Source organism: Tumidithrix elongata BACA0141 (assembly GCF_036349135.1).
GTDB lineage: Bacteria > Cyanobacteriota > Cyanobacteriia > Pseudanabaenales > Pseudanabaenaceae > Tumidithrix > Tumidithrix elongata.
In genome coordinates, this window is sequence record NZ_JAZBJZ010000072.1 from 1 (window position 1) to 26,117 (window position 26,117).

The following is a 26,117-nucleotide window of genomic DNA, read 5'->3' on the forward strand; positions in this document are numbered from 1 at the left end:
TCCTAGATCTTTGCTCCTACGGCGCTATTGCTTACTAATTTTGTCCGAAGTATTGCTCACCTAAAACGGTATTTTACCCAGAAACTTTCGGGGTATTTCACCGTACTGGGGGTGTTACCCAGAAATTTTCAGTATAATCACCTAATACAGGGTAAATATACGGAAAATTTCCGTATAATACATAGTTAGAACGACACTGCACCCATAAAACGTCTATCTGCAACCGTCTGACTTTCCTCAATAACTGCAAAGAAATGCAAGGCCCACTTTACAAATCGGCAAGGTTAACGGCTAAGAAGGTCTATCAGGAAAAGGATCTTATCACTCGACTTCAACTTCTCGAAGAGCAGCAGCAGCATGAGTATCTTGATTCACGAGTTGAAGAAATAGCCAAGATTAAAGCTGAGCTTACAGAAATCGAGGCAATACAAAGCCTTAGGGATTCTGTTCTAGAAATACGATACGGTAGCCCCATCAGTAATCTAGTCCAATCTGGGATAGGTTTAATACTTGGGTGGTTCTTAGTCAGAATTTCTGTCGATGCACAAAGTTTTTTAAGTTACATACCCATTGCAGCCACGTTTCTCATCATTATCACACTTGGAATTATTCTTTACATAATCAGACTGAACTTCCGCATTCTCTATGGGATGGCAGAGCTTGTTGTTGGATGCTTAACAGCACTTAGATATCTACTCCCAGAACTTAATGTTGATCTGCCTGACCAAATATTTTACCTTCAATTTTTGGGAGGATTGTACATAATCGTCAGAGGGCTTGACAATGTCACAAAGGGACTAGAAGCAAAGGACGAAACTACATTCTGGCGAATACTAATTAATAGGGTAAAGGAATTTTTTCATAGCATTTCTTCTGATGAAATTAACATTTCTGACTGATGCAGATAGGACTACATACGCCTGACTCTGATGCTGAGTTTAAGGGCTGTAGCATTCGTGACAGGTTAAGGCTAAACCCCTTTTTTCAAGTACATTCTGGAAACGCTAGATGTACTGCTATAGCAAGCATCTTGACCAAACAAGTAAATATGCTCATCTATGTGATTTTTAGTCTCTATCCACATTTAGCGTTGACTCTTACCTTAAAGAACCAGATATAGCGATTGACTTTTCTCTCTTCTGCTTAACCTGTTAGGGATGGGGCTGTAGTTTTTCGGCTGCGGTTATGGGGTTTGGTCGCTAGAGTTGTGAAGGCGATCACCCTTCATCAAGCAAACAAAATGCATCATGCTGGCGGTAAAATAGCTTTAATAGTTCAGGTCTCTTCAATGCACATGTCTAACTACTGCATCCAGGCGGAATGGATTGTTGCGCTATCTTCACGTTTATTTTGCATCGCCGTCCGCTGATGCAGATGACGTTAGCCGCTGCATCTCTATTCATCTTCCTACTTCGCTTTGAGGCTTTTGGTTAACTCATTTTTAGGTTTTACATAGGCTATGGTCAATAACATGAGTAAATCCAACGCAAAAAAGAAAACTCAAAATTACTTAGAGAGTCTTACAAAAGAGGAACTTATCGACTTAATTTTAAAGTTTGCTCCTCAGAGTTTCTTAGATAATATAAATAGCCAATTTGCTAGTCAAGGTGAGGCTATAGTTCTATTTAAAGAAGCTTCAGAAGCTATCAATACAATATTTTTTGATGAGAGTTTATTGTACAATCCCAGCGAGTTTGAGCGTGAATTACTAAAACAACTAGAAACAGTTAGAGGCTTATGGGATAAATTACCATCACAGGTTGGAGATTTAATCATAAAAATAATAGAGGATGTTGAACAAGCTTTTGAAGATGGTTACTTATATGTTGAGAATTATGACAAGGGAGATAATTATTTTGAATCCGAAGATGTTAATGACTACATATTTCGTTTTACAAGTAGTCTTCCTAAGGATATGCAGTCAAATTACTCAAAAAAACTGAAGAAAGTACTTAATAATTCTGGTTATTCTACTTTTTCAAGTATTGAGAAAAAACTTTCTTAAGAATCGCTGCGGTGTTAACCGCAATACATTGCCGTCGCGTGGTGTTGCGATCGATATTGATTTTTGCCTTCCTGAAACGCAAGAGTTACGCCGTGAAAAAGTAGAATGCTAAAGTTTCTATACATGTAATCTTTCTTATCCCATGCATATGATTGACTAGATTTCTAGATTTTGGCAGAGTTCTTCAACAGATTTCATTGGCAAATAGAGTTTCATGGGTTCGTGCTTAAACTGTTGAAACCCATATTTCAAATAAAAACTCAAAGCGCTTTCATCCAAAGCTTCAGCAACAATCGCAAGGGATGCAACCTTCGTGGCTACATCTAGAGATTTTCTCAGCGCATCGATTAAGAGAAGTTCGCCAAATCGCTTTCCCCTTTGGCTGTTATCAACAGCAAGACGACCTAATAAAGTTGCTGGCAATAATGGATAACGTGGCAATCGCTTCGCAAAAGATTCCCCCAAAACTGCAATATCAACTGTATAGGAAGAGAGTGAATAGTAACCTAAAACATCCATTTCAGGCTCATCAATCAAAACAAATATTGTTGAAACTCGTTTTTTGAGATCCTGAGATGCTTGCTTGCGAATGTAATTATCTAAACTCTCTTTTCCACAGTAAAAACTCGAACGAATATGCTTTTGGCTATCAAGAAGATCAATTTTGAGAACCATTAAACTGACATTATCCGTTTGTATCGTAAAGCTGCTGCCTTCAAGGCATCATTAGGTTTGGGAGGATTGAGAATCGCATCAACAAAAGCTTCGCTGTCCTCAATACTAAGCTTTAGAGTTTGATGTTGCTCGATGACCCGATAAGCTGCTGCCTGAACGCTTGCGATCGCAAAATCCGTGAGCGTACGTCCCTCTAGATCGGCAGCTTTTTGCACCAGAGCCTTAATCTCTGGACTGATCCGAACTTCTAGCCGTGCTGATGTTTTTGGATGTACTGGTGTAGTCATATGCTTTAGACCCCAAAATTGAGATAAGCGGATAAATTCGATGATATACGGCAATTTGCCGTACGTCAACAATGCAGAATTTGTTCGTAGCTAGAAAAGCCTTTGCGCCATAGAATTCGTGTCAAATATTAATCAGAGCGCACCCCCAAAGACCTTCGAGGTTGCTTGCGATCGCTAATGCTAAAATTCCTGTAAATCCGATCGCCGATACCCCATGCGCATTGACGTTGTTACGCTGTTTCCAGAATTTTTTACTTCGCCCTTAACCACCAGTCTTTTAGGGAAAGCGATCGCGCGTGAAATTGCCACAGTTACGCTGACAAATCCTAGAGATTTTGCCTTAGACAAGCATCGCAGAGTCGATGACGAACCCTATGGAGGTGGCGTGGGCATGTTAATGAAGCCCGATCCGCTCTTCGCTGCTGTGGAATCCTTACCCATATTGCCCAAGCGAGAGATCATCTTTCTCACTCCCCAAGGCGAACCGCTCAAGCAAAATCTCTTAAAGGAACTCGTCACCTACGATCAGTTGGTACTGATTTGCGGCAGTTACGAAGGCGTGGACGAGCGCGTCTGCGAGCATTTGGTGACGCGAGAGATTTCCTTAGGAGATTTCGTTCTCACCTGTGGCGAGATTCCTGCCTTGGCGCTGATTAATGGCGTGGTGCGCCTCTTACCCGGCACAGTCGGGAAAGAAGAATCGCTAAAACTGGAAAGTTTTGAAGCAGGCTTACTCGACTATCCGCAATACACTCGCCCTCAAACCTTTCGGGGTTGGCAAGTACCCGATGTTTTATTGTCTGGGAATCACGCTCAAATTGAGGCGTGGCGCAAAGAGCAGCAACTACAACGCACCCGCGATCGCCGTCCAGATTTACTAGATCGATCTTAACGAATGTGAGTTCCGATCGGCATATCAATGATTAGACAGGTTAGAACTCGCGATCGCAGGTTGGCAAAGATGTCTAGCTTCCAAGGATTTTCCTTTTCTCTACCTTCTCAATCAACACCATCCCATTCTCGATTGCAGATGCAATCGAGAATGGAGACAGAACATTAACAAATCTCTTGTAAAAATCAGCGTGCTTCAGTTAACCTATCTGGAGTCTCCGATTTACATTATTAGACCAAATTGTAAGGTAGTAAGAAAATATGCAGAAGCTAAGCGATCTGCTCAAGCAAGCAGGGTATACCTCTCAAAATCCCGAACTAGATGGCTCGATCGTCCAGCGTCTAACTACTGATTCTAGAGATTGTCGGGCGGGGGATTTATTTATTGGGATGCCGGGGACTCAGGTAGATGGTAGTAAGTTTGCCGCACAGGCTCTGGCAAATGGGGCGATCGCAGCAGTGGTCTCTGCCCAAGCTGAGCTTCCTACCGACACCACAGGCTTAATTTTGGTTGAGGATGTTGTGGTTGCCTGTGCCAAGTTGGCTGAAGCCTTTTATGGCTATCCTGCCCAAACCATGAAATTGGTGGGCGTGACGGGGACAAATGGCAAAACCACCACCACACACCTAGTTGAATTTCTCCTGTCCGCCCAATTTCCCACGGCTTTATTTGGCACGCTCTATGCCAGATGGCAAGGTCACGTCAAGGTTTCGGCGCACACCACACCCTTTGCGATCGACCTGCAATCTCTGCTCAAACAAGCTGCTGATGGCGGATGCCAAGTGGCGGTCATGGAGATCAGCTCCCACGCTTTGGCGCAAAAACGCGCCTTGGGCTGTCCCTTTGAAGTAGCCGTGTTTACCAATCTCACCCAAGATCACCTCGATTATCACCGCGATCTAGAGGACTATTTTGCCACCAAAGCCCTGCTATTTCAGGCTGACTACCTCAAAGGTAGAGCCATAATCAACCTTGACGATACCTTTGGCGAGAGACTGGTGGGCATGGTGCAGTCTTCACCTGTATGGACTTATAGTCTGACGAATCCGCAAGCTGACTTTTACACTGAAAACCTTACCTATGGGGCGAATGGGGTTACGGGAACCTTGCATACCCCACTGGGGGCGATCGCCTTAAAATCATCCCTAGTCGGTAGCTTTAATGTGGCGAATATCATTGCCGCGATCGCAACCGCAGTACATCTGGGCGTTAGCCTAGAAGCGATCGCGCTGCAATTGCCCGAGTTTCAAAGCGTGCCTGGGCGGGTCGAACGGGTACAGGTGAGCGATCGGCAAGATGTTACGGTGGTAGTGGACTATGCCCATACCCCTGATAGCCTAGAAAATCTGCTCAAGGCAATGCGTCCGTTTACGCAACGAGAACTGATCTGCATGTTTGGCTGTGGCGGCGATCGCGATCGCACCAAGCGTCCCCTGATGGGAGGCATTGCCGCAAGGTTAGCCGACCGCGTTTATGTCACCTCTGATAACCCACGCACTGAGGATCCTCAGAGAATTTTGGCGGACATTATGGTGGGGGTTCATGCCGCGATCGCCGAGAAATCGGACGCTAATGCTGTAACGATCGAAGGGGATCGGCGTAAATGCATTCAAATGGCGATCGCACAGGCGCAATCGGGCGATACAATTTTGCTCGCAGGTAAAGGACATGAAGATTATCAGATCCTGGGTAAAGAGAAAATCCATTTTGACGACCGAGAGGAAGCCCAAGCAGCACTTCAAGTGCGGTTGAGTTCGCAGTAGCAGCCTTCTCATTTGTCACCCATGCATCAAACTATTTGGGTAAAAATGGTATATTCAACCTAGTTTGGTGCATGGGAACCGACGCTGATGCGACTCGCATCCCATGCTTTAGTGGTAGGAAAGTTGTTTGATGCCGCAGGATGCGCCCCGAAGGGACTCGCCAACAAGTAGCAAGCCAAAACTTCTGGTTATCGACGATGAACCCGATAACTTAGACCTGCTTTATCGCACGTTTTACCGAGAATATAAGGTTTTACGCGCTCAAAGTGGACTTGAGGCGATCGCCTTGCTAGAACGGGAAGGCGAAGTGGCTGTAATCATCTCCGATCAGCGCATGCCTGTGATGAGCGGAACCGAGTTCCTCAGTCAAATGGCAATCCAGTATCCCGACACGATGCGGATTATCCTGACAGCCTATACGGACATCGAAGATCTGGTAGAGGCAATTAACTCCAGTCGTGTTTTTAAATATGTTACCAAGCCTTGGGAAGAAGACGATCTGAAAAACGTCGTCAAGCAAGCGCTAGAGACCCATTATCTGCTGAAAAATCGTACAGGCGAACTGCGGCGCAGCCTGCGACAAGAGACCCTTCTGAATGCGATCGCCTACTCCATCAATGGCTCCTCCAATTATCGCGATATTTTGGAATCGGTGGTGGAAATTATCGGTCGCAATTTTGAGGTAACCTGCTGCGTTCTCTCACCTTTTCAAGAGGGTACAATCGCAGAGAATTCCTTTTTATATATTTCAGAAGCTTATCTAATATCGAATGCAGAAGTTGATTCAGTCTCCTATGAGAGTTTTCAGGTGCTGGCGCAAACTCTTGTAGAAACGAGAAAAATTCAAATTATTAACGATGTCAGTACAGACGAACGCATTAAAGATCGGTCAATTTTTGCAGCGTTGAATGTCAAGTCTTCTCTGATTGTGCCTTTGATCGTACAACAAGAATTAATCGCCGTCATGGCATTACATCAATGCGATCACTTGCGAACTTGGACAGAGGATGAAGTTGAGTTAATCAATTTAGCGTCCGATCAGGCAGCACTTGCGCTCTCGCAGGCACAGGCATACGAACAGGTTCAAGCGCTCGCCAAGCGGGAAGCGCTCGTAAATACAATTACCACGGCGATTCGTTCCAGCCTCGACCCTCAGGATATTTTTGCCGCAATTACACAACAGTTAGGGCAAGCCTTACAGAGCGATGGCTGTGCTTTATCCCTATGGACAGAAGAGGATGAGTACGTCCATTGTGTGGGTTTGCATATCCGCGATCGCCAAGAGACCAAGCGCGAGGAAGCTAAAGGAAAGTCCCAAACTCCCATAACCAATGCTGTCAAGGATCTGATGGATGGTTATCGGTTAGAAAATCCCCAAATATCGCAATCTAAGGTTCGCATTGATGGAAATCCAGTCCTGCTGCAACTGATTACGACCAAATTGCCCGTCATTGTTGACGATCTAACCCAGCAACCGCAACTCAATCATGTCGATCTACCCCTGCAAGCGTCAGCGCGATCGCTGTTAATTGTGCCCCTAATCTTAGATGGCAAGATTATTGGCAGTATTTCCCTGCGTCAGATCGATCGACCGCGACACTGGCAGCCGTCTGAAGTCGCTCTAGCCCAAGCTGTGGCGGTACAGGCAGCGATCGCCGTACAACAGGCGCATCTCTATCAAAAGACCCGACAGCAAGCACAGCAGCTAATTGAGAGCGATCGCCAAAAAACAGAATTTTTTCAAAATATCTCTCACGAGTTTCGTACCCCTTTGACCCTGACGATTGGGCCGTTGGAATCGGCAATCGCGCAACATCAGAGCTTAACCTACGACCAATCTGTGATTGCCTTGCGCAACTGTCGTCGCCTCTTGCGTTTGGTCAATCAGTTACTCGATCTGCAACGACTGGATGCAGGCAAGATGCAGTCTTGCTTCCGCCCCTGTGACTTGACGCAATTTGCCATGCATACCCTCGAAGCATTTCAGGCTTACTGCGACAAGAAAAATCTACGACTTTTTACCCAATTCGATCTATGTCCGCAGGTCTATCTGGATCTAGAGAAGTTTGACAAGGTGATCTATAACCTCCTGTCGAATGCGATGAAATTCACGCCCAGTGGCGGTAGTATCACTGTACGGTTGCAATCCGCAGGCGATCGCTGTCTGCTCAGTGTCGAGGATACGGGCATTGGCATTCGCACCGATCAGATTCCCTTTCTCTTCGAGCGATTTCGGCAGGCAGAAGGTTCTGTCAGTCGCAGCTATGAGGGTAGCGGACTAGGACTATCTCTAGTAAAGGAATTGGTGGAATTACATGGTGGAGAGGTTGTCGTGGACTCCATTTATGGCAAAGGCACAAAGTTCACAATTTCTTTGCCCATAGGCGATGCTCACCTTCCGCCTAAACAGGTCATGCATACCCCTATTGACGTCCAGCTCTCAAGAACCGATATCGAACTAGCGGGTATCGAAACCGATCTCGACTCAGAAATTGATGTTGAGAGTTCCATTATTGCTGAGGAGAATGCTCATAGCACAAGGATGCTTTTGGATGCCAGCAACAAGCGCAGGATTGAGAGGGGGGGCAACGAAAGTCTTACTACAGAAACGAATGTCAATCAAATTCTGATCGTGGATGACAATGCCGACTTGCGGGGCTATCTACGTTCTATTCTCTTGCAAGCAGGCTATCAAGTAATCTCTGCCCGTAATGGCTCAGAGGGTTTCCATCAAGCCCAAAAATTTAAACCCGATCTCATTGTTACAGATTTGATGATGCCACAGGTGTCAGGCTTAGATCTGATTCGCCTCATCCGTGAAGATGCGACGCTTGCAAGTACGCCGATGATTCTTCTCACAGCCAAAATCGATGAGGAAACGAGAATTGAAGGCACGGAAACGGGTGCTGATGCCTATCTAGCCAAGCCCTTTAACAATCGCGAACTCTTAGCGGAAGTTCGGAATCTGTTAGCCCTGAAGCTAAGCGAACAAAGGGTAAAGCAACTGAATCAATATCTGACGGAATCCGTGCTCAAGCGGTTCTTACCACCTCTAATGGTACAAAAAGCCGCAGAAGGACAGCTATCTCTCGACCTGCGTCCCGAGCCTCGGATGATTACGGTTCTGTTTAGCGACATTGTTGGATTTACGCAACTGGCGAATACGGTGCGATCGCGGCGTGTTTCCGAAATGCTCAATCAGTACTTAGGTGAAATGACCCGTGCGATTTTTGCCCATCGTGGAACCGTGGACAAGTTTATGGGAGATGGGATTTTGGCATTATTTGGCGCTCCCGAAGAACTCAGTCCCAACGAGCAGGTACGTTGTGCCGTTGATGCTGCCCGTGAAATGAAGCGATCGCTGGCTAAGTTGAATGCAGAATGGTTAGCCCACGGCATTCCCCCCGTGCAGTTTCGCTGTGGCATTCATCAAGGTACTGCCGTTGTGGGCATGTTTGGCTGTGCCGAGCGATCGGACTACACGGCGATCGGCCCCACGGTAAATATTGCCTCGCGCATTCAATCCGCTGCCGAACCTGACTGCATTTTGGTATCTGCTGTGGTGGCAGACTATCTCGAAGAAGATGAAATAGGTAAGCGCGGTATTTTAAAACTGAAGGGAATTGATGAGACAGTACTAACATTTTTGGTTCATGCTTAAACTGACGGTGCGATCTCCTCAAAAGCAGATATAAGTGTACATATGAGTACCTACGAGCCACTTCATCATAAATATCGCCCCCAAACCTTTGCAGATTTGGTGGGGCAAGAGGCGATCTCGACCACTTTAACCAATGCGATCTCTTCTATCAAATCAAGGTGGATGCCAGTCTCTAGCAGTCCAAAGACGCCTCGCTTCTACAATATACTCATTGTTAAGCCGCAAAGCAATAACTGTCACTCTACCAATTGCAGTCAGACCAATAATATGAGTTCCACCATTTGCCCAAACAAAATGTTCTGTCCATTTTTGTCTGCGCGGATTGAAAAATGGAATCAACTCACCTGTCTTAGAGTCAATTCCTTGAGTTCTAGCTCCTTTGAACTCGTTGCATCGATAGCAAGAAGCTGCTATATTTTCGCGATCGCTATTACCACCTAGGGATTTAGGAATAATATGATCGAGAACTAATGGCATGCCAACGAGCCGACTAGAGGTACGGCAATACTCACAGCGATGTCCTGCTTCGGAAATAACTTGTTGGCGAATTACATTTGAGATAGAGGTCATTACTCTTCTGGTGGTAATTCATCTAGGGTTGGCATCGCATAACCACGCCAACGCAAAACTGACCATGCAAAAGCTTTTTTCAGCATCATTCGATCTGCCGCCAGCCCTAAATTTCTGAGTTCCTGTTGCTCTTCTACAGAAATCTCTCCCAATTGATTTCTTTCTAGAAGGAGGTGATGACGCTCTACCTGTGCGATCGCAATCTGACTTTGGGCAATTTCTAATAGTCGATCGATAGACAATGCTTGCATTTGCGATAGCTCAGCCTGCATTTCTAATGGAGCATTCTCAACTGAGGGTGGCAGGTTGCCCGTAATACTCTGTAAGGCAAGCGCTTCTAAAGATTGAGAGGTTAGCTCAGCGATTCGAGTCAACTGCTGGTAAAGTGGTTCGGGTAACTCTAAAGTAAGTCTTTGCATAATTAGTGATGTAAAGTGAATGACGATAGGTTACTAAGCCCCAAAATCCTAATTTCTCAGTATAAAAATCCAGCTTTTTAGGTTTATTTCACTGGGACAACATCTGAGTATAGTGTCTGTTAGAATTATAAGAAATATAGGATAAAAGTAACTTTGATGGCTGACACATACTTAAGTGCTCCAAAAATTTTTGAAATAGCTAAATCATCTTATCAGAGAGTTATATATCAAACACCTGAATCTACAGATGGTGGAAAGGATGATGCAACCATTGCTATTCTGTTTTCTGCCATGACAGTAGAAGTATTTCTAAATGAACTTATTGAATTGGCAAGAGATAGAGAAGAGTCTGACGCAAAATCTCTGTTTTCAGTATGTAAACCACTTTTAGAGGCTCACAAAGAGCTTGAAACAAGACTATTTGAAGCAAGTCGTTCTACATCAGATACACCATTTGTAAAAGGAAATCAACCTTTTCAGGATTTTAATCTTCTCGTAAGAGTTCGTAATCGAATTGTTCATCTATTAGCTGGAGACACACCTACTAATGGTTTAATAAGGGAACATGTGAAAATATTGTCCGACTTAAGAAGTCGTAAGTTGATAGTTGATGATCGACAAGTACTTATCAACCGAGAACAAGAAGGACTTATAGAAAAATACAAATCCCTTTTATCGGATCAGGAAATTAACTCTATCCCTGTTCCATTTCTTTATTCGGTTAGCACTAATTCCGTTGCCGAATGGTCACTTAAAGTTGCTTCTGAAATCATTACCTCTTTTGTCAATACTATGCGTGACTCAGGCTTCAAAAATCATCTTCAACAGCATGTCAAATTTTTCCAAATCGAACCCGACAATCTTTCCGATTTACAAGAATGGTACAAGATGATCTTGAAATTTGGTTGTAGTACCTCCAACGAGTTTATTGAAAAAATTAGAAAAAAAGAGCTAGTTGTCAGTTTTCCTGATGTTATTAAAGAAGTTTGATAAAGTAGTTGGCAAAAGTGTTACAGCATTTTTCATATGAGCATAGAAAATGTATTCTGGGTAATCCAAATCTACTTTTCTATCGATTTACGATCGCTTAGAAACATCCATATTTGATGAGAGTGTACAAAAAGAGACTTCGTTAGCAATTCTTCGCTCTTCGCCGAATACCCCAAATTATACTTTGGTCGCCGAAGGTTTAGAATATGCAGGATAGTTGTAGCTTTTTGCTCTCGCGATCGCTTATGAGTACCTACGAGCCACTTCATCATAAATATCGCCCCCAGACCTTTGCAGATTTGGTGGGGCAAGAGGCGATCGCGACCACTTTAACCAATGCCATCAAAACAGAGCGGATCGCGCCTGCTTACTTGCTCACGGGGGCTAGGGGAACGGGGAAGACCTCTACAGCGCGGATTATTGCCAAGTCGCTCAACTGCATTCGTTATGATGCCCCAACGCCCACGCCCTGCGGTACTTGTTCGATGTGCCGAGAAATTACCACGGGTAGAAGTTTAGACATTACCGAAATTGATGCAGCAAGCAATACAGGGGTCGATAACATTCGTGAAATCATCGAACGCGCTCAGTTTGCACCCGTGCAAGCGAGATATAAGGTTTACGCGATCGACGAATGTCATATGCTCAGTACCGCAGCATTCAATGCTTTGCTTAAGACTTTAGAAGAGCCTCCCAATCGCGTTGTGTTTATCCTCGCAACCACCGATCCGCAGAGGGTTTTACCTACAATTATTTCGCGATGTCAGCGGTTTGATTTTCGGCGGATTCCCTTAGATGATATCGTCTCCCACTTAGGTAAGATTGCCCAAAATGAGAAGATCGAAATCAATCCTGAAGCTTTGCTCTTGGTGGCACAGATTTCTCAAGGAGGGTTGCGGGATGCAGAGTCGCTCTTAGATCAGTTGAGTTTAATCGAAGGAGAAATTACACCCGAAGCTGTCTGGGATCTAGTCGGTTCCGTGCCCGAGCGAGATTTACTCTCTTTATTAGAGGCGATCGCTTCCGATAGTCCCACCCAGATTATCGATTTTGTGCGACAGATTATGGATCGCGGCAGAGAGCCGTTAATTGTTTTGCAGAGTTTGGCGGGAAGTTATCGAGATCTCTTGATTGCCAAAACTGCCAGCGATCGCAACGACCTCGTTGCCCTCACTCGCCCCAGTTGGGAACGCTTGAAACATTTGGCACAGGCATTATCGCTCCCTGCAATTCTAGAAGGACAAAAACATCTGAGATCGGCAGAAGTCCAGGTCAAAAACAGCACGCAGCCTCGACTTTGGCTGGAAGTTACGTTAATGGGCTTACTGCCCTCAGCGATCGCACCACCTTCACAAACCTATCCCCCTGTAAATTCTCAGGTAAACTTCCAAGCGAATACCGTTCCTGCAACACCGATTCATTCCAAGTCCCAACTTCCAGCAGCAGTTGCTACCACTCCTGCTGTTGTAACGCCTGCTAACAATGCTCCTCCCGCTGTAACTCCTGCTAGATCGCCTGCTTCAGAATTCGCTCCTGTCCAAATCACTGAAGTTATCGAGCCTAAACAAGTCGAGCAGATTCCAGTCCTACCCCCACCAGAACCGATCGCCGAGAAATCATTCACTAGAGAAGAGGATGCACCCAAACCCGAACCTCAGACTCAGGAACCTCCCGTATCTGTTTTTGCTTTGGACTTAGAAACCTCATGGGCGCAAATCTTAGGACATTTAGAATCGATTTCTAGAGTTGCCAAGGAAGTTTTAGCGCAGCAAGGGAAACTATTGGAAGTGAACCAAGCGATCGTCAAAGTTGGCATCACTCGCAATAACATCAGGCATGTTAAGCCCAAGATGCATGAGGTAGAACAATGTTGCCGCAAGGTATTTGGGAATTCCGTTAAATTAGAAATTGAAGCGATCGATTCTCTTTCTACAGCGAATGTTGTTGGAAGTCCCACCGCACTAACGCCTGTCCAATTTACCGCACCAGCCGCAAAAGTATCCGTACAAGAACCCACTCAACAGCCCTTGCGACATGCTCCAGCCTTCCCCAATCCCTCACCAACACAACAAGCACCTTCTTCACAGGCGTCACCGACCAGCGATCGCCCTCCCACTCACGCCCAGAATCAGGTACAGAATCCCGTACAGCCGCAAGCGGAAATCCCTCGTTCTGCCCCAGCAGTTCCCAGTATAAATCAAGCCACAATTCCAACAGCCAACAACTCTGCTCCAATATCGAATTCTCCAGAAGCCTCAACCATAAGCCCAGCTAAGAATATGTTTATTTCTCCTTCCGATGAAGATATCGCGATCAGAAGAATCGCCGATATATTTAACGGGCAGATTATCAGTTTAGAAGAGGAGGGTACAGAAGAGTAAGCAGATTTTTGATTCTCTTCAAAGACTTTGTACTATTTACACTAATGGTACAAAGCCCTTCGAGAAACCTAAAAGCCCTATTATGTATCCTGGGGGAGAACTATTTAAGGCGAATTTTAAGGTGTAAGTCCAGCCTTTAATTGATTTTTCGCCTCGATAAGAGCCTGAGGTAGTTTATCTGGATCTTTGCCACCCGCTTGGGCAAGGTTGGGACGACCGCCGCCACCACCACCGCAAATTTGCGCGATCGCGCCGATAAATTTCCCGGCCTGCAATCCTTTGGCATTCACAGCTTTACTAAAAGCTGCCACCAAACTGACCTTACCCGCTTCTGGAATCGAACCGAGCACCACCGCACCATTGCCTAACTTGGATAGTAAGCGATCGGCAGCAGTTTTGAGCGATTCGCCATCGACACCATCTAGTTGCGCCACAATGAGCTTAAATTCGCCAATGGATTCCGCTTCAGCCAGTAAACTTTCGGCTTTGGTGAGCGCGAGTTGCTGTTGCAAGGCTTCTATTTGCTTTTGAGCAGTTTTTAGTTCATTTTGCAAACTGGTAATCCGATCGGGAATCTCTTCGGGCTTAATTTTAAAGCGATCGCTTAAATCCTTCGTCACAGCATCTCGCACGGCAAGGTAGTCACCCACAGCTTGACCTGCTACCGCTTCAATCCGACGAATCCCAGAAGCGACACCTGACTCGGACATAATTTTGAACAGACCAATTTCGCTGGTGTTCTTCACATGAGTACCACCGCACAATTCCATCGACACATTGGGAATGTCGAGTACTCGTACTTCTGCACCATACTTTTCGCCAAACATGGCGATCGCGCCTTTAGCCTTTGCCTCTGCGATCGGTAACACTTCCGTAACCGAATCATGGGCTTCGGCAATCCACCGATTAATCTGAGCCTCGACTTTGGAGAGCTCTTCTGAGGTAACGGAACGCGAGAGATTGAAGTCAAACCGCAAGCGATCGGCTGCGACCAGCGAACCTGCTTGGGAAACATTCGGATCGACGATCTGCTTCAACGCAGACTGCAAGAGGTGCGTAGCCGTATGGTGAGCTTGAATGCGACGACGTTCGGAAACAGTGACTTGGGCTTTCACCTCATCTCGGACATTAACTTCGCCTACTTCAATCTTCCCAATATGAATGAATAGATTTGATTCCTTTTGCGCATCGTCAATTCTCACAATCGATTCAATACTGGTCAGGAATCCGCGATCGCCCACTTGTCCGCCAGACTCGGCATAAAATGGCGTGTGATCGAGCAGGATTTGTACCTTGTCGCCCGTTTTGGCAGATTTCACACTGACCCCATTCACCAAGATCGCCTTAACGGTAGCGTTACTCTCAAGCTGCGTATAGCCGAGAAACTCCGTCTTCCCAACTTCCGTTGCCAGTTCCGACCAGTTGACTTTTGTCAATAGATCGATCTCTTCGTGAGCTTCTTTAGAACGTTCTTGTTGTTCCAGCATGGCAGCATTAAAGCCATCGACATCAACAGTCAAGCCTTGCTCTTCGGCAATTTCTTGGGTGAGTTCCAAAGGAAAACCATAGGTATCATAGAGCGTGAAAGCGTCGCTACCTTTGATGCGCTTACTCGCTTGGTTTTCAGGATTCGCTAAGATTTCATCGAGCAAACGCTCGCCCCTTTCCAAGGTTTGCAAAAAGCGATTCTCTTCTTTCTGAAGTTCTGCTTTAATGATTTTCTCTCGCTCTCTTACATTGGGATAGGCGGTTTCTGACAGTGCGATCGCGGTTTCGGCAACATCAGAGGTAAATTCCCCCACAATGCCAATCAAGCGACCGTGACGCACGACCCGACGTAACAAACGACGCAAGATATAGCCGCGACCCACATTGGAAGCATTGATGCCATCGGCAATCATATGCACCACAGAGCGAACGTGATCGCCAATCACCTTGAGCGAAGTTTTAGTCTTCTCATCGCTTTGGTGATAGTCAATCCCAGCCAGATCTGCAGCTTTTTTGACAATCGGAAAGATTAAATCGGTCTCGTAGTTATTGGGAACGCCCTGCAATACCTGCGCCATGCGTTCCAATCCCAGCCCCGTATCGATGTTTTGCTTCTTGAGTGGGGTGAGATCTCCATTGGCATCACGATTTAATTCCATAAAGACGAGATTGTAAATCTCTAGGAAGCGCGAATCATCCTCTAGATCGATTTTTTCATCGCCTAGTTCGGGATGAAAGTCATAGTAAATTTCCGAGCAAGGTCCACAGGGCCCCGTTGCACCGGATGCCCAAAAGTTGTCATCCCCCATGCGTTGAATGCGGTGGGCAGGAATGCCAATCCGATCGCGCCAGATTGCAAAGGCATCTTCGTCGCTGTGATAAACGCTGACCACCAATCGCTCTGGCGGCAACTTAAATTCTTTAGTAACCAGTTCCCAACCCCAAGCGATCGCTTCTTTTTTAAAATAATCGCCAAAGCTAAAATTACCGAGCATCTCAAAAAAAGTGTGATGTCTAGCCGTGCGCCCGACATTCTCAATGTCATTGGTGCGAATACATTTCTGCGAAGTTGTCGCTCTTGGCACTTCTGGCTCTTGCTGACCGAGGAAGATTGGTTTAAACGGCAGCATTCCCGCGATCGTTAGCAATACGGTGGGATCTTCAGGTACTAACGAGGCGCTAGGCAAAACTTTATGCGAGCGCTCCTCAAAAAACTTCAAGAAACGCGATCGGATTTCAGCACCAGTAAGAGCAGGAAAGCTAGACATGATTAAATTTAGAAAGCAGCGTGGGATTACGGTTGTAAAAGTTACAAATTTCTTAATTATGCAACTTTTTAACAGTTGCATAATCAAAACTAATGACAAAACGGTTGACAAAAACATTTAGCGTCAGCTTTAGATCGGCTCACGCAGATAAAAACACTATTTTCATCAGGGGTAAGGGCAAAGCATTCCTATCAAAGCTTTGCCCTCAAGGCAAAACAGATCTTTGCGAATGCTTCGTGCCCTAACAGGAGGTTTACTAGCTCGCCATGGCTTCTTTAAGCAATGGTTCCAATTCACCCTGCTTGTGCATTTCCATCACAATGTCGCAGCCCCCAACAAATTCACCATTGACATATACCTGAGGAATCGTTGGCCAATTAGAAAACTCTTTGATACCTTGACGAATTTCAGGATCTTGCAAAATGTCATAGGTCTCAAACGGATAGCCCAAGGCTGAAAAAACTTGGATCGTAGCCGCCGAAAATCCGCATTGGGGCATCGAGGGCGTGCCCTTCATGTAGATCATGATCTTGTTATTGTTAATCTGACCTTCGATTTTGGTTTGAATGATTGGATTCATAGTTTCAAGTGCGATCGCTTACAAATTGTTACTAATAGCTATCTTACTTAACTTTTTGCTTCACAATTTTGTATTTCTTTAGGGGATATGGTCACCCGTCCAAATATTGGTAGGAGTACTCGCCTTTTTGAGGATAGCTTCTTCGATCAGCTCTACAACATTGCGCCAAGTCACATCATCGCGTTTTAAGATCACCTTGAGTTTCTCTAGGGATTCATCTTGTTCTAGGTTATATCGTTCAAAGGGCAAGGGAGACAAAACCCTCGCTGGCGCTTGAGCAACCTTGACAAAGGCTTGTTTGACAATACTCATCATTTCGTTGGTCATCTCTGTCTTAACTTGCTGACGCAACTGCTTAAGCCCGCGATTGCTGGTAGCATACATCGGCGGTAACCGATTGAGTGCATATGCCAGTACTTCGTCTAGATTAATTTGAGCCTGCAATTCAGGAGAAAGTCTCTCCATGCGCCGTTCGGCGATCGCAGTCACCAAATTTTCAAGAATATTACTATAGCGATAGGCTGTGCCACTCATGTAAGACTCAAAATCTTGATCCTCATTACCTGCTGTTGGAGAACGGACAAAGGAAGTCTCTTGAGTCGTCTTGCGTTTGAGATATGATTTGGCACTTACCGCATTTCTGCGATCGAGGCTGAGGTAGCTACTTCCAAGCGAGCCTTGGTAACGCACATCCATCAGGGCTTCATTCACCGCACCTGGTACATCTTTCCACTTCAGATCCTTTCTTTTAAGCAGTTGTTGCAACCTCACAAGAGTACGTGTTTGACTCGCAAGCTCGTGATTGGGTAAAGGATCTAGCTGGCGTAATGTATCTCGCTGTACGCCCAGTAGCCCGTTTCGTACCACTGCACTAATTTGATTGGCAAGTTCGCTGCTAGCCCTTTGACGCTGTTGCGTCCAACCTCTATGGGTTGTGGCATACATGGGGGGTAAACGATTTAGTGCATAGGCAATTACTTCGCTTAGATCGACTCGTTCTCTAGCTTGAGGTCCTAAACGTTGTATTTGTGTTTCTGCTTCAGCTATGACTAGCTCTTCGATCGCATTTCTACAATTTCCCATTTCAATTTCCCGATTCTATGATCTCTCAGTGCAGGGAGACTCTTTTTATGATTAATTAACCTTCTGATTGAATTTATTAAAGCCAAACTTCATTATCACCTAAACCTACTTAATCATCGCTTAGTCAATTCTTAATTCTGTGTAACGGTATACAGCGCTACTTATTCGGAATTGGACGGCACGGTTACGCTAGATAAGCCAGCGATCGCACGTAGGTTTTGACAACGTAGCAATTCTATAAACTCAGGAATATATCGACCTTCTAGCTTAGCAGCAGCAGGGATTGCTTCTAGCAAAGCTCTCGCCGCTGATTCTTCAGTATAGCCTCGTCGCTGAGCAGCGCGGAGGGCTTCAAGATCGGCATCGATTTGGATTTGCGAACCCTGGTTTTTGCGCCATACCTGATTGACTGCCACGGTCCCCAATAACAAAGCGATCGCGATCCCTGTAACATCTCCTTGTACCAGTTCTACAACACCTCCTCCTATCGATAACAATGCTAATGACTGATAGACGCCTATTTTGAGCCATTTACTCTCTTGTCGCCATCCCACTTCTCGGAGCAGAAGTAGATCGCGATTTGCTTCGCTTAACTGCGACCATATCCGAAAATTTATGCTGACTTGCACTATGCTAGCCCATGGCAAAAGCGGCGTACTTGCGATTACAGATTGCTGATCGGTTTTAGCTTTGATCGTCGTTTTCATACGCCATGATGCGGGGAGTAAGTCCTGTAATCGCAAGATTTCTTGAGAAGAATTCATCGGTGGCTCTAATTTAACGCGTAGTTTTATTATCTGAATTATCCGATCGCTTGGGTGATACTAGAACCAACTTGAGACTGAGCGAATTAAGACTGAGTGAAAGTGGGATTTAAGATTTTAAAAGCTTGAGAATAAAAGATTTTCTAAAAATTTAGAGCAATTATGGCAGTGATTTAACAAAAAATAACAAGAAAGTCAAAAATCACTCCACCTAGGATTTATTTTCCTAAAGAAATTATTCAATATTTAAAGATTCGCGATCGAATAAGTCAGAATTCTGTATATGCTTCCCATCACCTTGACTCTATGAAATTTTTCAAGCCGCAGCCCCAAGTCGAACTAGATACCCGCAGTAAGATTTTACTGTCAGCCCAAAAGCTGTTTGCTCGTCAGGGTTTTGACGGAACGACCACCAAAGAGCTTGCCGTTGATGCTGGAATTGCCGAAGGCACGCTATTTCGTTATTTTGCCAACAAGAAAGCAATCCTGATTGAAGTGGCTACTCAGGGATGGGTACAAATTCTCACAGATTTGCTCACCGAATTAAGTGAAATGGGCAGCTATAAGGCGATCGCGCAGATGATGCGCCGTCGCATGGACAATATGCAAGAAAATCTCGACATGATGAAAGTGTGTTTTATGGAAGCACAGTTTCACCCAGAGTTACGCGATCGGATTCAGTCAGAGGTGATCGGTAAGATGACCGATATTGCTGAAGTGTACTTTGAGGAAGCGATCGACAAGGGAATTTATCGATCGAGCCTCGATCCTAAAGTCATTGCCAGAGTGTTTGTGGGGATGTTTGCGGTAGCTGGGTTTAGCAATGAAACCATGGCCACAGGTGGTTCGCCTTTTGAGTTAAAACAAATGGCAGAGGGCGTTGCCGATATTTTCCTGAACGGTGTTTTGGCGAATAAAAGCTAATTGTCATTAGATATCAAGGCAAAAAATCCCACCCAATCTCGATCGTAGGGGCAATTCATGAATTGCCCCTACGATTTGGTTAATTATCTTAGCCAGGAGACTGCTTTGGAAATTCGCCAGCTTCGACAGCAATGGTGATTGTTTGGTTGGTACGTTTGACCTCAACTTGAATGCGATCGCCTACTGACTTACCTTCTACAATTTGCTGCACCTTATCGGCTGAAAGGACTTCTTCGCCGTTGACTTTGGTAATCACATCCCCAGTTTTCAAACCTGCCCTAGCCGCAGGGGAATCAGGTACAACCTTGGCAATTAATACGCCCTTTTCTTCCGTAACCTTAAAAGGAGTATTCTCGCTTTCGTTGATTTGTTTTTTGGTGCTGGCATCGAGCGTCACCATCTGAATGCCAAGGTAAGCACGAGTAACTTTCCCATTGTCAATCAGTTGCTTCGCAATGCGTTGAGCAGTTTCAATCGGGATAGCAAAACCCAGTCCCTGCGCCCCTTGAATGATTGCCGTATTTACACCGATGACTTCGCCCTGTTGATTGAGCAGAGGACCACCTGAGTTGCCAGGATTGATCGCAGCATCGGTTTGAATAAAGTTAACGCGCTTGTCAACGCCAATCTGACCGCTACTACGCCCCAAGGCGCTAATGATGCCAGCGGTGACAGTGTTGTCAAGTCCTAGAGGATTGCCGATCGCGATCGCCCATTCACCGGGCTGAAGGTTTTGCGAGCTGCCCAGACTGACAACGGGCAAATTATCGGCACTGACTTTGACGACAGCAACATCGGTAAGCGGGTCAGCACCCAAGACTTTACCTTCTAGCTGTCTACCATCTTTGAGAATAACGGTTACCTTGTCTGCACCATCGACAACGTGAGCATTGGTAATGATGTCGCCATCTTTATTGATAATAAATCCTGAGCCAGTGCCGCGTTCGATCCGTTCTTTAGGGGCGCGTCTGATCTCATCGCCAAAGAACTGACGGAAAAACGGATCGTTCAGCATATCTGGCAAAGGCTCAGATGCAACTGTGCGGGAGGCATTGATCCTAACGACCGCAGGTCCCGTGCGATTGACCGCTTGAGCAATAAAGTTGTAGTTGGCATCTGGCAAGGGAATCGCTGCAACCTTTGTAGCACTGCTATCTGTTGCCATTGCAGGTGAGATCGATGCAATTTGCGGCAGCGTTGAGACGCTAGCACTTGGTAGGTTGGTCTTTGCAACAACTGCCAATGCACCTATTAGTGCGCCAATAACTAGGAGCGCAAGGTAAAGAAGTGGCTGTTTATAGCGCGATTTTTTGTTCGAGTCTCTCATAGCCATTACTCATCTCGATAGTAATCTTCATTCTACAGAAAAAATTTGGTGGAAACGTCTATAGAAGGAATTACGGAAAACCATAATTCATACCATTGTTAAAAAACGTTCTTTGAAAGCCCGCACGGAGCGTGAATCTTAAATTCTAACTCGTGCGGATGCCTTTGAACTCGGCATCAAAATCTAGGGATACATACTAGAAAGGCAAAAGTAATATCTACCTTTGCCTTTGTGTGGAAAATACTACCCTTCGAGCCGAAATTATTTATCAGGTTGTTTGTCCATCATGGACTTGGGAATGGGCACAATTGGCTTTTCCATTGCCAAGATTAAGGGTTCCTCTTGTGAGGGCTTAAATTGATTGCTTACGGGGCTAAACTGCGGTGATGAGTTGAGGGTAAATACAGAGCCCACAATGCCAATCACTGCTGCCGCTGCGAGACCGATACCGCCCCAAGCCCACTTGCGCCGCTGCGATCGCTTTTCAATCTTTGCCATGACCTGGTCGATCATTAGCTCCGTATTGGCTTTTGTGGCACTAGGCGAAACGTTGCGATCGAATGCAGGAACGGGCAAGTCGATTAACATCTGGCGCAGGCGCAGTTGTTGTTGGTGCAAGCGACGGAAATTGGCATCTGTCGCTAACCACTCTTCGACCAAGAGCTTTTCTTCTCGGCTAACTTCGTTATCCAGATAGGCACTCAGTAACTCAAACCGTTCTTGAGGGGTGGGTACTCGACTTGTCATGTTTAGTTTAGAACTCATTTCAAAAACACCTTCCTTACAAACTAGATAGATAGGGTTGCAGTTGGGTTTGCAGCCTCGATCTGGCTCTAGCAATCCGCGACTTTACTGTACCTAGAGAGACACCTGTAATTTCAGCAATTTCCTCGTAAGAAAGTCCTTCAATTTCTCTTAGCACAATTGTTTCTCGAAATCCACTAGGCAAATCTTTAATTGCGGTGCGGAGATGCTCGTAAAATTCTTGGGTTGACAGATTTTCAACCGGACCTGGGTCATTGCTAGGTAGATCCCATTCCATTTCGCCACCATCTCCCGTCATTCGGGGCGCATCGAGCGAGATTATTCCTCCACCACGTTTGCGCTTACGCAGTTCGTCATAAAAGAGGTTTGTGGTAATGCGGCTCAACCAACCTCGAAATTTTTCGGGTTCTTGCAATCGCTTAATATTACGGTAGACCCTGATCCAAACCTCTTGTGCTAAGTCAGCCCGATCTTGCCAGTCTGGAGCTAGTTTATATAAAACTTGATCGACATGCGATTGATGACGTCGCATCAACTCAGCAAATGCCGATTTACTTGGCTGCGCACCTTGCGTACAGAGGCATACCAAATCTAAGTTAGAGAGCTTATCATCTGACACAGGGATAGAGGGAGATTGAACCTCAATTGCAGTTGACCAAGATAGGCTATAGCTCATCGACTGGCTCCAAAGTTGACATGTGATTTAAACGGCTGGGAAACTTGTGGTTTCCTTTTAGGTTCAAATTACTAGACCCAACATCGAATGAGCTTGTTCCCGACTAAGAGCGATAATAGCAGTTAGTGTTGCTTATTTTGTTTATTACCTATGCAGCGATCGCAGTGGATAGCTATCTTGACAGGAGTCGTGGCGGTTGGGTTGGGTGTGGGTTACCTTGTTTTGGTACAGTTACTAGACTGGCGGGGCGAAATGCTACCTGCCCCTATTGATTTGTCAGTTGATTTGTCGGCGATTAGCAAATATCTATGGATTTAATCTCAAAGGCAAAAGTGATTCCGCAGCAGGCTCTGCGGTCGCTGCAATTTGCCCAAGAATGGCAGCAGGGCAGCAAACTGATTGGGATAAAGTCCCTCGGTGCGCTTTTACTATTGCTCGTGGTGACCCTGCCCTATTTAGAAAATTATCTGACTGGGCTGATTGCTGTCCTATGTGGTGTGTTTTGGCTGACGATCTGGATTGGCGATCGCCACGATGGGCAAGATCCGCAGGTTCCACCTTGGACGGCAATTCATTCACCGCTAATTGTGTATTGGGTTATTGCCGCGATCGCGACGGCAATCTCACCAGTTCGCGGTGCTGCCCTTGATGGATTGATCAAGCTCACTACCTATTTCTTGATTTTTGTTTCGTTCAGTCGCTTGATGCGTCTTAGTCCCCCTTCAGAAACCCTTTTCGATAACGAGAATTCTGGAGAGGATTTAGACCCTTTATCGACCAATAAAACGGCAAATAATCAGATGGGTTGGCGATCGATGTTTGTTGCAGCCTATTTAGCCACAACCTTAGTGGTTTGCGCCTATGGCATTCAACAGTGGTATTTAGGTGCAGAGGAACTAGCCACTTGGACTGACCCCACTTCAGAGTTAGCGGGAACTACTCGAATTTATAGCTTTATCGGCAATCCCAACTTACTAGCTGGCTACCTAATGCCATCCTTACCCTTGGGTGTGGTGGCAGCATTACATTGGCGCAGTTGGGCAACCAAATTTTTTGCAGCATTAGTCGCGATCGCTGGCGTATTCTGCATCGTCCAAACCCAGAGTCGTGGGGCATTGGTCGGTATTGCTGTAGAAAGCCTCGTGCTCGTTCTACTTCTCGTCTATTGGTGGGGTCGAAGACTTCCGATTTGGGCGTTGCCCAGCTTTTTTGGGGGAACTGTCGGCATCATGACGCTAAGCGTGCTTTTATTCCCGAAATTGCGATCGCGGGTTGAAAGTATCTTCTCTGGTGGTGGAGACAGCAGTAACAGTTTTCGGCTCAATGTTTGGCCAGCCGTATTTAAGATGATCAAGGCACGTCCAATTTTCGGCATTGGGCCTGGGAACAAAGCCTTTAACCAAGTCTATCCTGTCTATCAAAGCTCTGGTTTCAGTGCCCTGGGTACCTATTCCGTTCCCTTAGAAATTACCGTAGAAACTGGTTTTGTTGGGGCAGCTTGCTATATTTGGCTTGTCGCCATGGTAATTCGGGTCGGTTGGCAAAATCTGAACCGCGTGCGATCGCTGCGAGTCTCTGAAGGTCTGTGGATCGTGGCCGCCTTAAGCGTAATCGCAGGTATGCTCATTCACGGTCTCGTCGATACAGTATGGTATCGACCTCAAGTGCAAATTTTGTGGTGGTTGGCGATCGCATTGATTGCCAGTTTCTGCCTCAATCCCATTTCCAATCCTGAAGTTAATGCTTCGGTGAATTTAGAATCCAGTTCCGAATTACCAGAAACGCAAACATAACCAAAATACAATGCAGGATAAGCTGCTTAAGCTTCTAGAGGATGTGGCGCAGGGAAATTTGGAACCACAAAAAGCCCTAGAAAATTTAAAAAATTTAGACTTTGAACCTGTCGGGGACTTTGCCAAAATCGATCGTCACCGCACTCTGCGGACGGGCTTTCCAGAAGTTATTTTTGGCATTGGCAAGACACCCGAACAAATTCTCCAAATCATGCAGGTCATGAACCAGCATGGTTCTATCGTAATGGCGACCAAAATCGAAGCTTCGGTATTTTCCCTATTGCAACCAACTTTGCGGCAGTTGCGCTATTTCCCAGAGGCAAAAATCTGTTGTTTGGGTGAGTCGATGCCACTGCGATCGGGCACGATTACGATCCTCACCGCAGGCACTGCCGACTTGCCGATCGCCGAAGAAGCTGCCATTACTGCCGAACTCTGTGGATTTACGGTCAAACGCCTTTGGGATGTGGGGGTAGCGGGAATTCATCGATTGCTCAGTCATCGAGAAATGCTGACCCAAGCCGAAGTTCTGATCGTTGTCGCTGGGATGGAAGGTGCGATCGCTTCGGTCGTAGCGGGTTTGGTTAGTTGTCCTGTAATTGCCGTACCGACGAGCATTGGCTATGGCGCTAGTTTTAACGGGCTAGCACCGCTCTTAACCATGCTGAATTCCTGTGCTACAGGCATCGGTGTGATGAATATCGACAATGGCTTTGGAGCAGCGATGTTAGCAGGGAAAATTCTCAACCTTGCCTATAGGGACAAGACCATAACGGTGTAGTTGAGCCGCCATAGACTCTTATAGATTACCTTTAGTGGTGCAGATAAGTCCTGAAACCATTGCCGTGCAAGATTCTTGCTGTGAGACAGATTTTTGTGGATTCTGTATTTCATCTAGGAGGATAGGGCGTTCTAGACTATCAAATAGGTTTAACCGCAGTCTCACATGAGACTCAAAAAAATTTTCTGCACCACTAAGGTAGATTACCTCTCATCGGTCGGTTCCAACGCATTATTATGCTTTTTACTCAAGCGGCAAATCAACAGTAAAATCTCTTCCTTGTTGAGTAATCTTGATTTCATTGCTTGTTGAACAAAATCTTATCTCTATAGCTAATATATCTTTATACTTTTTGTATTGACTTAGCTTATTCAGTTCAGACTCATGGAATTTATTTTTGTTATTTAACTCTTTTTCCAAATCTTGCTTCTCAGATCTCAAAGCAGAAAGTTTTTTTTCAAGTTCTCCAATTTCACCAGAAAACCAAGAAGTTATTCTTTCCCAACTCCTTGGGGGGTGACTCATAATCTTATCTTGTCTAGTTTTGATAGACTGTATCTTATCATTTGTCTTGTTTATACTAGATTCGATTTGATTTTTATATCTATCATTTAAATTCTTTTGTGTTTCTTCTATCAGATTTTCCAAGCAATGAAATAGAGCAAATGCTAATGGAAGAAACAATTTTTTCGGTTTAATATCACCATCAATTTCTTTCTTCTCACTGTCTAATCCATCTCCAAAAAGAGTGACTGGACAAATCATTACTCGCCATTTGTCTGACTTAAATAGAGGGGGAAAAACATTTTTAATCTTTTCATAAAAAGTACTGCCATGAAACAGATTAGTTAGATCTAATTTGTCACTTTTTGTAATTAGAATAACAATGGGAAAAGGAAACTTTAGGTTGCCTTTGGAATTAGCATCTGTAATGATTTTATTAATGTCTCCAGCAATTTCATTTATTGATGCGCCAATTCAAGAATGAAATGCAACGGGGTCTGATGAAGCAAAGAATACTTCGT

23 protein-coding genes are annotated in these 26,117 nt (G+C 45.3%); 11 read left to right on the forward strand and 12 right to left on the reverse strand.

All coding sequences use genetic code 11. The features are described 5' to 3' along the window. Window positions 1-254: 254 nt before the first annotated feature. Together V2H45_RS16415 and V2H45_RS16420 are read left to right on the forward strand one after the other, a co-directional pair. Entirely contained in the window at window positions 255-899 is a 645-nt protein-coding gene (locus V2H45_RS16415; RefSeq protein ID WP_330484740.1) for a hypothetical protein, read from the forward strand. A 572-nt stretch (window positions 900-1,471) separates the two neighbouring features. After that, window positions 1,472-2,005: a hypothetical protein gene (locus V2H45_RS16420; protein ID WP_330484741.1), complete on the forward strand. Its 534-nt coding sequence runs from the start codon at window positions 1,472-1,474 to the stop codon at window positions 2,003-2,005. A gap of 156 nt (window positions 2,006-2,161) precedes the next feature. On the opposite strand, the gene V2H45_RS16425 is transcribed toward V2H45_RS16420, so the two are convergent. Both V2H45_RS16425 and V2H45_RS16430 read right to left on the reverse strand, forming a co-directional pair. Beyond that, on the reverse strand, window positions 2,162-2,680 hold the full coding sequence (locus V2H45_RS16425; RefSeq protein WP_330484742.1) for a GNAT family N-acetyltransferase: 519 nt from the start codon (window positions 2,678-2,680) through the stop codon (window positions 2,162-2,164). After that, window positions 2,680-2,967 carry a type II toxin-antitoxin system TacA family antitoxin gene (locus V2H45_RS16430; protein ID WP_330484743.1) on the reverse strand — a complete coding sequence of 96 codons (288 nt, stop codon included), beginning with the start codon at window positions 2,965-2,967 and terminating at the stop codon, window positions 2,680-2,682. Before V2H45_RS16430 ends, V2H45_RS16425 begins: the two co-directional genes overlap by 1 nt. 214 nt (window positions 2,968-3,181) lie before the next feature. On the opposite strand from V2H45_RS16430, the gene trmD reads away from it, so the two are divergent. From trmD to V2H45_RS16445, 3 genes are all read left to right on the forward strand, one after another. Then, the gene (gene trmD / locus V2H45_RS16435; RefSeq protein WP_330484744.1) at window positions 3,182-3,859 is read left to right on the forward strand and encodes a tRNA (guanosine(37)-N1)-methyltransferase TrmD; all 678 of its coding nucleotides are present in this window, start codon (window positions 3,182-3,184) and stop codon (window positions 3,857-3,859) included. A gap of 260 nt (window positions 3,860-4,119) precedes the next feature. Then, window positions 4,120-5,622: a UDP-N-acetylmuramoyl-L-alanyl-D-glutamate--2,6-diaminopimelate ligase gene (locus V2H45_RS16440; protein ID WP_330484745.1), complete on the forward strand. Its 1,503-nt coding sequence runs from the start codon at window positions 4,120-4,122 to the stop codon at window positions 5,620-5,622. 130 nt (window positions 5,623-5,752) lie between these two features. Then, complete coding sequence (locus V2H45_RS16445) at window positions 5,753-9,283, forward strand: response regulator (RefSeq protein WP_330484746.1); 3,531 nt, start codon at window positions 5,753-5,755, stop codon at window positions 9,281-9,283. Between the two features lie 153 nt (window positions 9,284-9,436). Here the strand turns inward: V2H45_RS16445 and V2H45_RS16450 are convergent, their stop codons facing one another. Next, a complete protein-coding gene (locus V2H45_RS16450) occupies window positions 9,437-9,853 on the reverse strand; it encodes an HNH endonuclease (protein ID WP_330484747.1) in 417 nt (138 codons plus the stop codon). After that, entirely contained in the window at window positions 9,853-10,272 is a 420-nt protein-coding gene (locus V2H45_RS16455; RefSeq protein ID WP_330484748.1) for a hypothetical protein, read from the reverse strand. The genes V2H45_RS16450 and V2H45_RS16455 overlap by 1 nt, the downstream gene beginning before the upstream one ends. A 156-nt stretch (window positions 10,273-10,428) precedes the next feature. On the opposite strand from V2H45_RS16455, the gene V2H45_RS16460 reads away from it, so the two are divergent. Next, window positions 10,429-11,262, forward strand: a complete 834-nt coding sequence (locus V2H45_RS16460; protein ID WP_330484749.1) for a hypothetical protein — start codon at window positions 10,429-10,431, stop codon at window positions 11,260-11,262. A 245-nt stretch (window positions 11,263-11,507) separates the two neighbouring features. Next, window positions 11,508-13,643, forward strand: a complete 2,136-nt coding sequence (locus V2H45_RS16465; RefSeq protein WP_408648807.1) for a DNA polymerase III subunit gamma/tau — start codon at window positions 11,508-11,510, stop codon at window positions 13,641-13,643. A gap of 116 nt (window positions 13,644-13,759) precedes the next feature. On the opposite strand, the gene alaS is transcribed toward V2H45_RS16465, so the two are convergent. The 4 genes from alaS to V2H45_RS16485 all read right to left on the reverse strand — a co-directional run bounded on the left by alaS (window position 13,760) and on the right by V2H45_RS16485 (window position 18,826). Next, entirely contained in the window at window positions 13,760-16,399 is a 2,640-nt protein-coding gene (gene alaS, locus V2H45_RS16470) for an alanine--tRNA ligase (protein ID WP_330484751.1), read from the reverse strand. A gap of 256 nt (window positions 16,400-16,655) precedes the next feature. Beyond that, window positions 16,656-16,979, reverse strand: coding sequence for a Grx4 family monothiol glutaredoxin (gene grxD / locus V2H45_RS16475; RefSeq protein WP_330484752.1), 324 nt, complete (start codon window positions 16,977-16,979; stop codon window positions 16,656-16,658). Window positions 16,980-17,057: 78 nt separating this feature from the next. Further along, window positions 17,058-18,062, reverse strand: coding sequence for a late competence development ComFB family protein (locus V2H45_RS16480; protein ID WP_330484753.1), 1,005 nt, complete (start codon window positions 18,060-18,062; stop codon window positions 17,058-17,060). 161 nt (window positions 18,063-18,223) lie between these two features. Beyond that, window positions 18,224-18,826 carry a DUF3318 domain-containing protein gene (locus V2H45_RS16485; protein ID WP_330484754.1) on the reverse strand — a complete coding sequence of 201 codons (603 nt, stop codon included), beginning with the start codon at window positions 18,824-18,826 and terminating at the stop codon, window positions 18,224-18,226. Window positions 18,827-19,132: 306 nt separating this feature from the next. Between V2H45_RS16485 and V2H45_RS16490 the strand changes: the two genes are divergently transcribed. After that, window positions 19,133-19,750: a TetR/AcrR family transcriptional regulator gene (locus tag V2H45_RS16490; RefSeq protein WP_330484755.1), complete on the forward strand. Its 618-nt coding sequence runs from the start codon at window positions 19,133-19,135 to the stop codon at window positions 19,748-19,750. Window positions 19,751-19,838: 88 nt separating this feature from the next. Here V2H45_RS16490 and V2H45_RS16495 read toward each other — a convergent pair whose 3' ends face one another. The 3 genes from V2H45_RS16495 to V2H45_RS16505 all read right to left on the reverse strand — a co-directional run bounded on the left by V2H45_RS16495 (window position 19,839) and on the right by V2H45_RS16505 (window position 22,518). After that, on the reverse strand, window positions 19,839-21,077 hold the full coding sequence (locus tag V2H45_RS16495; RefSeq protein WP_330484756.1) for an HhoA/HhoB/HtrA family serine endopeptidase: 1,239 nt from the start codon (window positions 21,075-21,077) through the stop codon (window positions 19,839-19,841). Window positions 21,078-21,338: 261 nt separating this feature from the next. Beyond that, window positions 21,339-21,824 carry an anti-sigma factor family protein gene (locus V2H45_RS16500; protein ID WP_330484757.1) on the reverse strand — a complete coding sequence of 162 codons (486 nt, stop codon included), beginning with the start codon at window positions 21,822-21,824 and terminating at the stop codon, window positions 21,339-21,341. Window positions 21,825-21,858: 34 nt separating this feature from the next. Next, window positions 21,859-22,518: a sigma-70 family RNA polymerase sigma factor gene (locus V2H45_RS16505; RefSeq protein ID WP_330484758.1), complete on the reverse strand. Its 660-nt coding sequence runs from the start codon at window positions 22,516-22,518 to the stop codon at window positions 21,859-21,861. Between the two features lie 150 nt (window positions 22,519-22,668). Between V2H45_RS16505 and V2H45_RS16510 the strand changes: the two genes are divergently transcribed. The 3 genes from V2H45_RS16510 to larB are packed head-to-tail and all read left to right on the forward strand — an operon-like array spanning window position 22,669 to window position 25,092. After that, window positions 22,669-22,836: a hypothetical protein gene (locus V2H45_RS16510; RefSeq protein WP_330484759.1), complete on the forward strand. Its 168-nt coding sequence runs from the start codon at window positions 22,669-22,671 to the stop codon at window positions 22,834-22,836. Beyond that, complete coding sequence (locus V2H45_RS16515; protein ID WP_330484760.1) at window positions 22,827-24,311, forward strand: IctB family putative bicarbonate transporter; 1,485 nt, start codon at window positions 22,827-22,829, stop codon at window positions 24,309-24,311. Before V2H45_RS16510 ends, V2H45_RS16515 begins: the two co-directional genes overlap by 10 nt. Window positions 24,312-24,321: 10 nt before the next feature. Continuing rightward, window positions 24,322-25,092, forward strand: a complete 771-nt coding sequence (gene larB, locus V2H45_RS16520) for a nickel pincer cofactor biosynthesis protein LarB (protein WP_330484761.1) — start codon at window positions 24,322-24,324, stop codon at window positions 25,090-25,092. A gap of 243 nt (window positions 25,093-25,335) precedes the next feature. Here larB and V2H45_RS16525 read toward each other — a convergent pair whose 3' ends face one another. Then, window positions 25,336-25,857, reverse strand: coding sequence for a hypothetical protein (locus tag V2H45_RS16525; protein ID WP_330484762.1), 522 nt, complete (start codon window positions 25,855-25,857; stop codon window positions 25,336-25,338). Window positions 25,858-26,117: the final 260 nt, after the last annotated feature.

Bases quoted from the DNA above. Each gene is read 5' to 3' on its own strand.
- V2H45_RS16415 (WP_330484740.1), top strand. From the start codon at position 255: ATGCAAGGCCCACTTTACAAATCGGCAAGGTTAACGGCTAAGAAGGTC.
- V2H45_RS16420 (WP_330484741.1), top strand. From the start codon at position 1,472: ATGAGTAAATCCAACGCAAAAAAGAAAACTCAAAATTACTTAGAGAGT.
- V2H45_RS16425 (WP_330484742.1), bottom strand. From the start codon at position 2,680: ATGGTTCTCAAAATTGATCTTCTTGATAGCCAAAAGCATATTCGTTCG.
- V2H45_RS16430 (WP_330484743.1), bottom strand. From the start codon at position 2,967: ATGACTACACCAGTACATCCAAAAACATCAGCACGGCTAGAAGTTCGG.
- trmD (WP_330484744.1), top strand. From the start codon at position 3,182: ATGCGCATTGACGTTGTTACGCTGTTTCCAGAATTTTTTACTTCGCCC.
- V2H45_RS16440 (WP_330484745.1), top strand. From the start codon at position 4,120: ATGCAGAAGCTAAGCGATCTGCTCAAGCAAGCAGGGTATACCTCTCAA.
- V2H45_RS16445 (WP_330484746.1), top strand. From the start codon at position 5,753: ATGCCGCAGGATGCGCCCCGAAGGGACTCGCCAACAAGTAGCAAGCCA.
- V2H45_RS16450 (WP_330484747.1), bottom strand. From the start codon at position 9,853: ATGACCTCTATCTCAAATGTAATTCGCCAACAAGTTATTTCCGAAGCA.
- V2H45_RS16455 (WP_330484748.1), bottom strand. From the start codon at position 10,272: ATGCAAAGACTTACTTTAGAGTTACCCGAACCACTTTACCAGCAGTTG.
- V2H45_RS16460 (WP_330484749.1), top strand. From the start codon at position 10,429: ATGGCTGACACATACTTAAGTGCTCCAAAAATTTTTGAAATAGCTAAA.
- V2H45_RS16465 (WP_408648807.1), top strand. From the start codon at position 11,508: ATGAGTACCTACGAGCCACTTCATCATAAATATCGCCCCCAGACCTTT.
- alaS (WP_330484751.1), bottom strand. From the start codon at position 16,399: ATGTCTAGCTTTCCTGCTCTTACTGGTGCTGAAATCCGATCGCGTTTC.
- grxD (WP_330484752.1), bottom strand. From the start codon at position 16,979: ATGAATCCAATCATTCAAACCAAAATCGAAGGTCAGATTAACAATAAC.
- V2H45_RS16480 (WP_330484753.1), bottom strand. From the start codon at position 18,062: ATGGGAAATTGTAGAAATGCGATCGAAGAGCTAGTCATAGCTGAAGCA.
- V2H45_RS16485 (WP_330484754.1), bottom strand. From the start codon at position 18,826: ATGAATTCTTCTCAAGAAATCTTGCGATTACAGGACTTACTCCCCGCA.
- V2H45_RS16490 (WP_330484755.1), top strand. From the start codon at position 19,133: ATGAAATTTTTCAAGCCGCAGCCCCAAGTCGAACTAGATACCCGCAGT.
- V2H45_RS16495 (WP_330484756.1), bottom strand. From the start codon at position 21,077: ATGAGAGACTCGAACAAAAAATCGCGCTATAAACAGCCACTTCTTTAC.
- V2H45_RS16500 (WP_330484757.1), bottom strand. From the start codon at position 21,824: ATGACAAGTCGAGTACCCACCCCTCAAGAACGGTTTGAGTTACTGAGT.
- V2H45_RS16505 (WP_330484758.1), bottom strand. From the start codon at position 22,518: ATGAGCTATAGCCTATCTTGGTCAACTGCAATTGAGGTTCAATCTCCC.
- V2H45_RS16510 (WP_330484759.1), top strand. From the start codon at position 22,669: ATGCAGCGATCGCAGTGGATAGCTATCTTGACAGGAGTCGTGGCGGTT.
- V2H45_RS16515 (WP_330484760.1), top strand. From the start codon at position 22,827: ATGGATTTAATCTCAAAGGCAAAAGTGATTCCGCAGCAGGCTCTGCGG.
- larB (WP_330484761.1), top strand. From the start codon at position 24,322: ATGCAGGATAAGCTGCTTAAGCTTCTAGAGGATGTGGCGCAGGGAAAT.
- V2H45_RS16525 (WP_330484762.1), bottom strand. From the start codon at position 25,857: ATGATTTGTCCAGTCACTCTTTTTGGAGATGGATTAGACAGTGAGAAG.